General features: G+C 73.3%; 6 protein-coding genes and 1 pseudogene. 3 read left to right on the forward strand and 4 right to left on the reverse strand.

Annotated features, from left to right (window positions below; translation table 11 throughout):
• The 3 genes and pseudogenes from L2I40_RS14700 to L2I40_RS14710 all read left to right on the forward strand — a co-directional run.
• A pseudogene (locus L2I40_RS14700) lies at window positions 1–650 on the forward strand (bifunctional folylpolyglutamate synthase/dihydrofolate synthase); the annotation flags it as partial.
• 62 nt (window positions 651–712) lie between these two features.
• On the forward strand, window positions 713–1,318 hold the full coding sequence (locus tag L2I40_RS14705; RefSeq protein ID WP_237215863.1) for a 3-keto-disaccharide hydrolase: 606 nt from the start codon (window positions 713–715) through the stop codon (window positions 1,316–1,318).
• Between the two features lie 16 nt (window positions 1,319–1,334).
• On the forward strand, window positions 1,335–1,775 hold the full coding sequence (locus tag L2I40_RS14710; protein ID WP_237215865.1) for a hypothetical protein: 441 nt from the start codon (window positions 1,335–1,337) through the stop codon (window positions 1,773–1,775).
• 3 nt (window positions 1,776–1,778) lie between these two features.
• Here L2I40_RS14710 and L2I40_RS14715 read toward each other — a convergent pair whose 3' ends face one another.
• The 4 genes from L2I40_RS14715 to L2I40_RS14730 all read right to left on the reverse strand — a co-directional run.
• Window positions 1,779–2,918, reverse strand: coding sequence for a PQQ-dependent sugar dehydrogenase (locus L2I40_RS14715; RefSeq protein WP_308116426.1), 1,140 nt, complete (start codon window positions 2,916–2,918; stop codon window positions 1,779–1,781).
• Between the two features lie 5 nt (window positions 2,919–2,923).
• Window positions 2,924–3,253, reverse strand: coding sequence for a thioredoxin TrxA (gene trxA / locus L2I40_RS14720; protein ID WP_237215870.1), 330 nt, complete (start codon window positions 3,251–3,253; stop codon window positions 2,924–2,926).
• Between the two features lie 84 nt (window positions 3,254–3,337).
• On the reverse strand, window positions 3,338–6,814 hold the full coding sequence (addA, locus tag L2I40_RS14725; protein WP_237215872.1) for a double-strand break repair helicase AddA: 3,477 nt from the start codon (window positions 6,812–6,814) through the stop codon (window positions 3,338–3,340).
• On the reverse strand, window positions 6,811–7,740 hold a 930-nt coding region (locus L2I40_RS14730), incomplete at its 5' end, for a PD-(D/E)XK nuclease family protein (protein WP_237215874.1). The genes L2I40_RS14730 and addA, both read right to left, overlap by 4 nt.

Consider the following 7,740-nt stretch of genomic DNA (forward strand, 5'->3'; position numbering starts at 1 on the left):
CGCCGCTGCTGCGGCGCGGCCGCGACTGGGACGTCGTGCGCCACGCCGACGGCACGCTCACCTGGCGCGACGCGACGACTTCGCTCGGCCTGCCGCGGCCCGGCCTGCCGGGCCCGCACCAGGCCGACAATGCCGGCATCGCGATCGCCGCGCTGCGCGCCTGGAATCCGGCGTGGCTCACCGACGACGCCATCCGCGCCGGCGTCGCGCGCGCCGAATGGCCGGCGCGGATGCAGCGGCTCACCGGACGGCTCGCCGCGCTGCTGCCGGACGGCTGGGAGCTGTGGCTGGATGGCGGCCACAATGCCGGTGCCGGCATCGTGATCGGCGAGCATCTCGCGCAATCCTTCGCCGACCGCCCGGTGCATGTGCTGGTCGGCATGAAGGGCGGCAAGCAATCGGCGGAGTTCCTCGCACCGATCGTGCCGCGCGCCACGACGCTCTGGGCGGTGCGCGAGCCGGGCCAGCACCTGGCGATGCCGCTGGAGGCGATCGTCGCCGCGAGCGGCGGCGTCGCGCGCGAGGGCGGCACGGTGGAGCAGGCGCTGCGGGCGCTGCCGAAGGAAGGGCCGCCGGCCCGCGTGCTGATTTGCGGCAGCCTCTACCTGGCGGGCGAGGTGCTGAAGCTGGACGCGGCGGCACCTGATTGAAGCGGCCCGCGGCTTCGGCCTAGGCTTCCTTGCCGGGGCTTGCGCCGCCACAGGGGTCTGGAATGCAACGCCGCACCATCATGTCTGCGCTGGCCGGCTCGGCCAGCCTTGTCGCCCTCGGACGTCCTGCGCTGGCCCAGCCGGCGTGGACCGCCCTCTTCAACGGCCGCGACCTCGAGGGCTGGCAGCGGCTCGGCGACGCCAACTGGCGCGTCGAGGACGGCGCGATCGTCGCCGATCGCGGCAACGGCTTCCTGGTGACGCCGAACGACTATCGCGACTTCGAACTGCGCACGGAGTTCTGGGCCGACGCGCACACCAACAGCGGCATCTACATGCGCTGCACGAACCCGGCGAATGTCGGCACGGCAAGTTGTTACGAGGTCAACATCTGGGACGAGCGGCCGGAGCCGCGCTACGGCACCGGCGCGATCGTGGACCTGGCCGCGGTGGACCCGATGCCGAAGGCGGGCGGGCGGTGGAACACCTTCGAGATCACGGCTCGCGGCGACGCCTTCAGTGTCGTGCTGAACGGGCAGAGGACGGCGGATAATGTGCGGGACGGCAAGTTCGCCACCGGGCGCATCGCCCTGCAGCACGGCGCTGGCATCGGCGGCAACGACCGGGGCGTGATACGCTTCCGCAAGGTTGAGATCAGGGCCCTGTAGGGCCGGGAGAGGCCGCATGACGCTGACCGTTGCCGAACTCCTCGCCCGCAAGGAGGCCGAGGCCGCCCGCAAGCGGGCCGAGGCGGAAGCCGCCGCCGAGGCCGCGCGCGCCGAGCGCGCGACCTTCGCCGCGCGCGTCATGGCCTATCAGATCACCGAGGAGGACAAGGCGCGCGCCCGCGCCAAGATCGCGAAGGCGTTCGAGGATGGCGAGCGCGAGGTGATGCTGGCGCATTTCCCCTCGCAGATCTGCGAGGATGGCGGGCGGCGCATCAACAACCAGCTGGAAGGGTGGCAGGACACGCTGCCCGGCGCCTTCCGGCAGGTCTACGAGATGTGGGAGCGCGATCTGAAGCCGGGCGGCTTCGGCTTCTCCGCCCGCATCATCAGCTTTCCCGACGGCATGCCCGGCGAGGTCGGGATCTTCATCACCTGGCCGCAGGTCTTCGACCGGTAATCGCTACTCCGGCGCGAGGCGCAGGATGCGCCCGCGCGGCGCATCGGTGAGCACAAGCAGCGCGCCATCGGCGGCCACCACGACGTCGCGCATGCGGATGCCGCGGTCGAAGAGCAGCCGTTCCTCGCCGGTCACGCGGTCGCCGTCGGTCGTCAGGCGCACCAGGCCGGGCGGGTTGAGCGCCGCGATGAACAGGCTGCCGCGCCAGCCTGGGAAGGCGCCCGCGTCGTAGAAGGCGATGCCGGAGGGGCTGAAGTTCCGCCCCGGCTCCCAGGCGGCCAACGGTTCCTCCAGCCCCGGCGCGCTGCGCTCGCCGGTGCCGACGGGCCTGCCGCCATAGGTCACGCCGTGGCTGACGACGGGCCAGCCGTAATTCGCGCCACGACGTACGAGGTTCACTTCGTCGCCGCCGCGTGGCCCGAACTCCGCCGACCACAGGCTGCCGGTCCAGGGATTGAGCGCGAGGCCCTGCGGATGGCGATGCCCGTAGGACCAGATCTCCGGCCGGGCGCCCGACCGCCCCACGAAGGGATTGTCGGCCGGCACGCGCCCGTCCCGCGTGAGGCGCAGCACCTTGCCCGCAAGGTCGTCGAGGCGCTGCGCACGCTCTGGGTCGTTGCGCTCGCCCGTCGAGAGATAGAGGAAGCCCGCGCGGTCGAAGGCGATGCGGCAGCCGTAATGCTGCCGGCCGCGGAACTGCGGCGGCGCGGCGTCCACCACGGCCGTCGTACCCTCCAGCCGCGTCGCGTCGGGCGCGAGGCGCGCGCGCGTCAGCCGGGTCAGCGCGCCGCGCGCGACAAGCTGGGCATGGCAGAGGAAGATCTCGCGCGTTGTCGCGAAATCCGGCGCGAGCGCCACGTCGAGCAGCCCGCCCTGGCCTTCCGCCACCACGTCCGGCACGCCGGCGAGCGGGGCGGAGAGGCTGCCATCGGCCGCGACCACGCGGAGCCGGCCCGGCCGTTCCGTCACGAGCAGCCGCCCGTCGGGCAGCAGCGCGGCGCCCCAGGGATGCTCGAGGCCGGTGGCGAAGGTGGTGAGGCGGAAGGTCGCGCGCTCGCTGCGCACCACCTCGCCCGGTTGCGCGGCCGCGGGCGCGGCCAGCGCGAGAAGCAGCGCGGCAGCCAGGGCGCCGCGCCGCAGCACTGCGATCAACCGATCTTACTCGCGACCCAGTCCTTCAGCGCGCTCTTCGGCAGCGCGCCGACCTTGGTGTCGACCGGCTTGCCGTCCTTGAACAGGATCATCGTCGGGATGCCGCGCACCGCGTAGTCGTTCGGCGTCATCGGGTTGTCGTCGATGTTCACCTTCGCGACAGTCAGCTTGCCCTCGTACTCCTTGGCGATCTCGTCGAGGATCGGGCCGACCATCCGGCAGGGGCCGCACCATTCGGCCCAGAAATCCACCAGCACGGGTCCGGGCGCCTCCAGCACGTCCTGCTTGAAGCTGTCGTCCGTCACGGCCTTGGTCAGGTCGCCCATGCGCATTCTCCATCCGCCGGCCGGGGGGCCGGCACGCTTCGTGGCAAGATCGTGGCGCGGCGCGGCCGGGTCAAGCAAAGCCACTCATGCGCGGGGCGCATGCGCATCAAGCAGGCCTGGCGGCAGCGGCATGAAGCGGGCGCCATAGGTCCAGACCAGCGCGCACTCCACCGCCCGGCCCGGATAGGCCATGCGCAGCACCGCCCGATAGGCGGCCATCTGCCGCAGGTAGAGCGCGGGCACGTCCTCGATCCGGGTCGGCGGCGGGCGGTTCGTCTTGTAGTCCAGCACGAGGACCCGCTCGGGCGTCACCAGCAGCCGGTCCACCTGGCCGTTCACCACCCTCTCGCCGATGCGCCCCGCCAGCGGCGCCTCCGCCAGGCTTCCGGGGCCGAGTGCCGCGGCCAGGTCGGGCTGGGCGAGCAGATCGATCACCTCCGCCAGCGTCTCCGCCTGCTCCCGCGCATCCAGCCCGTGGCCGGGGCGGGCGAGGAAGGCGCGCGCCGCTGCCTCGCGCTCGGCCGCTGCGCGGTCGGGCAGGTGCTGCAGCAGCGCGTGGACAAGCCGTCCGCGCCGGAAGCGCCGGCCGGTGGGGTCCACGCGGCCATGCGGCGCGGCGGCCGGCGTCTCGTCCTCGGCCGGGATGGCGGAGGGGGCGAGGTCCTCCACCCCAGCTTCGGCCGGCGCAGGGCGGCCGGCCCATTCGGGCAGGTCGGCGGCGACAGGCGCCGGCGCGTCGCGGTCATCGGGCTTCGGCGCCGCGGTCTGGTCGCAGTCGAAGCGGCGCTTCGCCGGGCGCGCGAAGGCGCAGTCCGCCGGCGCGCCGAAGGCCTGCGGCGCGAAGTCCTCCTCCACCGCGCCGAGTCCGTCGAAGCCCTGCGCGACCAGGTCGTACCAGCAGCCCTCCGGCCAGTCGCGCGTCTTCGGCCGCTTGCGCTGCCAGCCGCAGACCAGCAGCCGGTCCTCGGCCCGCGTCAGCGCGACGTAGAGCAGCCGGTGCTCCTCCTCCGCCCGCGCGCGCTTCTCGGCCTCCAGCAACTCGGCGTACGCGGGCGCGTGGAATTCCTTGCGCGGCGCCCAGAGCGGGATCGGCGTGTCGCCCGCCATGTGCCAGCGCACCATGCGGTCGTCGCGGCCGCTGCCGACCGTGTCGGGCAGGATCACGACCGGCGCCTGCAGGCCCTTCGCGTTGTGCACCGTCATCACGCGCACCGCGTCGGAGGCGCTGTCCTGCTCGCGCTTCACCTCCGCGCCGCCACGGCGCAGCCACTGCACGAAGCCCTGCAGGCTCGGCGGATGGCGCCGCTCATGATCGAGCGCGGCATTCAGCAGTTCGTCGAGTGCATCCGCCGCATCGGGCCCGAGGCGCGTGAGCAGCTTCTCGCGTCCGCGATGCTCGCCCAGCACCTCGGCCAGCAGCGAATGCGGCGTGACGAGGTCGGCGCGGGCCATCAGCCGCGCGAGCATGTCGGCGGCATGGCCCTCCGGCGTGTCGCTGCCGCGATGCTGCGCGAGCCGCGCCCAGAGGCCGCCCGGCCGGTCATGCGCGAGGGCAAAAAGCTGCTCCTCGTCGAGGCCGACCAGCGGTGACTTCAGCACCGCCGCAAGCTGCAGGTCGTCCTCGGGCAGCAGCAGCACGTCGCAGAGCGCCAGCAGGTCCTGCACCGCGATCTGCTCGGCGAGCCGCATGCGGTCCGCGCCGCCGACCGGCACGCCGCGTTCCTTCAGCGCGCGCAGCAGGCGCGGCACGAAGCTGCCGGTGCGACGGCGCACCAGGACCAGGATGTCGCCTGGTCGAATCGCTCGCCCACGTGACTCCAGCATCTCCTTCGTGTCGAGCCAGTGGCGGATCTGCGCGGCCAGCGCCTCGGCCAGCAGCGCGTCGGCACCGGCGCTGCGGCCGGGCGCATCCGGTACCTCCCAGGGCGGCGGCGGCTCGGTCTCGGGCGCTTCCAGCATCGGCCAGAGCTCGACGCTGCCGGCATGGCCGACGCGGTCGGCGCGGTGTTCCAGCGTGGCGCCGTCCTCCACCACGCCGGCGCGGGCCGGTGCGTTCGCGAAGACGGCATCCACCAGGGCCAGCACCGGCGCGGTGGAGCGGAAGGAGACCTTCAGCTGCACGTCGCGCAGCTCGCTGCTGATCGCGTCGCAGCGTTCGGCGAAGTGATGCTTCCAGCGGCCGAAGCCGGTCGCATCCGCACCCTGGAAGCCGTAGATGGATTGCTTGACGTCGCCGACGGCGAAGATGGTGCGGATCGGCTGCGGGCGGTCCTTCTCGACTCCGCGCCCGGCGAAGAATTCTTCCGTCAGCGCTGCGGCGATGCCCCATTGCGCCGGGTTGCTGTCCTGCGCCTCGTCCAGCAGGACATGCTCAAGACCGCCATCGAGCTTGTAGAGCACCCAGGCGCTGCCCGGATCGCGCAGCACGGCCTGCGCCGCGAGGATCAGGTCGTCATAGTCCATCAGCCCGCGCGACAGCTTCCGCGCGCGGTAGCCGTCCAGCACCGGCGCGCCGAGGCCGAGCAGCGCGCGCGTGGCGGCGAGCAGGCGGCAGGCGCGGCGGCTGCCCTCCACCGTCGCGACGCGCTCGGCCTCCGCGAGCATGGCGGTCGCGACGCGGTCGTGATTGTCCTTCAGCCCGCCCTTGGTGGCGAGGCTGGCGCGCGGCGTGAACTCCTTCGTTAGGAAGATCTCGCACCACTCGCCCCAGCGCGCCGCGCGCTGCGCCGCATCCAGCGCGAGCCAGGCGAGAATCTTCGCGCCGCGCTCCTGGTCGCTCGCCGTCTTGCTCGCCTGCTTCAGCCGCGCGATGGCGACCAGGTCGGGCACCGCGGCGCAGGCCTCGGCGACCAGCGCCGCCTCGTGCTCCGCCTCCAGCCCGAGATGCGCGGCGATGGCGCGGCCCAGCATCTCCACGCTGTTGCCGTTGCCGCGCAGGGCGGCACCCAGCCGTTCCCGGTCGCGCTGCAGCGCGGCGACGAGCTTGGCGAAGGCGTCGGGCGGGACGAGGCCGGCCAGCGCCTCCAGCGTCTCGCGCGGGGTGCGCGGGCCGGCCAGCACCTCCTCCCGCGCATCGGCCAGCAGGGCGGCGGCTTCCGAATCCTCCACCACGCCGAACTGTGGCGACAGGCCGGCTTCCAGCGGGAAGGCGCGCAGCAGCGACTGGCAGAAGGCGTGGATGGTGGAGATGCGCATCCCGCCCGGCAGTTCGAGCACGCGGCAGAACAGCTTGCGCGCGCAGTCCATGTCGGCGCGCGACGGCACGCGGCCGAGCAGGGCGGAGAGCCGGTCCGCCAGCTTCGCCTCCGGCATCACCGCCCAGCGGCCGAGCTCGCGCGCGAGCCGCGTCGACATCTCCGCCGCCGCGGCCTTGGTGAAGGTCAGGCAGAGAATCGCGTTCGGCCGTGCATCCTCGGCCAGCAGCAGCCGCAGCACGCGGTCAGTCAGGACCTTCGTCTTGCCGGAGCCGGCGGAAGCGGTGACCCAGGCCGAGGCCGAGGGATCGGAACCGCGCCCCTGCTCGAACTCCGCCTCCTGGCGTGGCGAAAGGGGCGCGTTCATTCCACCTCGTCCTCCGCATTCGCCCATTCGGCGATGCGCGAGAGGTGGTCGTAGTCGTTGCCGCGCGGCGCGCGCAGCGGATGGGGCCGTGCCTGGAACGGCGCGTCGCCTAGCAGGAAGCGGTCCACCAGCCGGCCGAGATTCTCGAGCGAGGAGGCGGCCAGCGCCTCGATGTCCTCGGCCTCGGTCAGCATCGGCTTCACCTCGCCGGGCTCCTGCCCGCCGGTGAGCTTCCAGTAGGTCAGCGCGCGGACCGGCGCGCGCTTCACCTCCTTGAACGCGCCCTCCAGCGCCAGCGCCGCCTCCAGCGGCAGCTGCGGCGCGGTACCGTCCAACAGCGAATCGGGCTTCGGCGGCTCCCCTGTCTTGTAGTCGAGGATCGCGAGGCTGCCGTCGCCGAGGCGGTCGATGCGGTCGGCGCGCGCCTTCAGCACGATGTCGCCGCCCGGGCGCTTCAACGCCATCTCCGCCTGGCATTCCGTGTGGCTCGACGCGATGCCGCCGCCCTCGCGCACCGCCTTCTCGAGCTCCACCACGAAGGCGCCGATGCGCGCGAGCCGCGGGCGCCAGAAGGCCGCCAGCGCCGGCCGCGGGCCCTGGGCTTCCAGCGCGGCCTCCGCGGCGATGTCCCAGATCCGGCGGGCCCGGTCGTCGCCGGGCCAGACGCCGCGTTCGGCGGACAGCCCGTTCACGAAGCCCGCCAGCGCGCCATGCACGATGATGCCGTAGTCGATCGCACCGACATCCGCGTCGAGCGGATCGAGCGGCCGCAGCTTCAGCACGCGCCGCGCGTAGAAGGCATAAGGGTCGGCGAGCAGCTCCGACACCTCCGTCACCGTGATCTCGCGCGGGCGCAGCGCGGCGGGCGGCGCGGGGCGCGGGCGCTCCACCGGCCGCGCCTCGCCCGCCGGCCTGTCGAGGGCCGC

Source organism: Falsiroseomonas oryziterrae (assembly GCF_021864505.1).
Taxonomy (GTDB): domain Bacteria; phylum Pseudomonadota; class Alphaproteobacteria; order Acetobacterales; family Acetobacteraceae; genus Falsiroseomonas; species Falsiroseomonas oryziterrae.

Excerpts from the sequence above, each read along its gene's own strand:
- L2I40_RS14710 (WP_237215865.1), top strand. The coding sequence starts at position 1,335 with ATGACGCTGACCGTTGCCGAACTCCTCGCCCGCAAGGAGGCCGAGGCC.
- trxA (WP_237215870.1), bottom strand. The coding sequence starts at position 3,253 with ATGGGCGACCTGACCAAGGCCGTGACGGACGACAGCTTCAAGCAGGAC.
- L2I40_RS14705 (WP_237215863.1), top strand. The coding sequence starts at position 713 with ATGCAACGCCGCACCATCATGTCTGCGCTGGCCGGCTCGGCCAGCCTT.
- addA (WP_237215872.1), bottom strand. The coding sequence starts at position 6,814 with ATGAACGCGCCCCTTTCGCCACGCCAGGAGGCGGAGTTCGAGCAGGGG.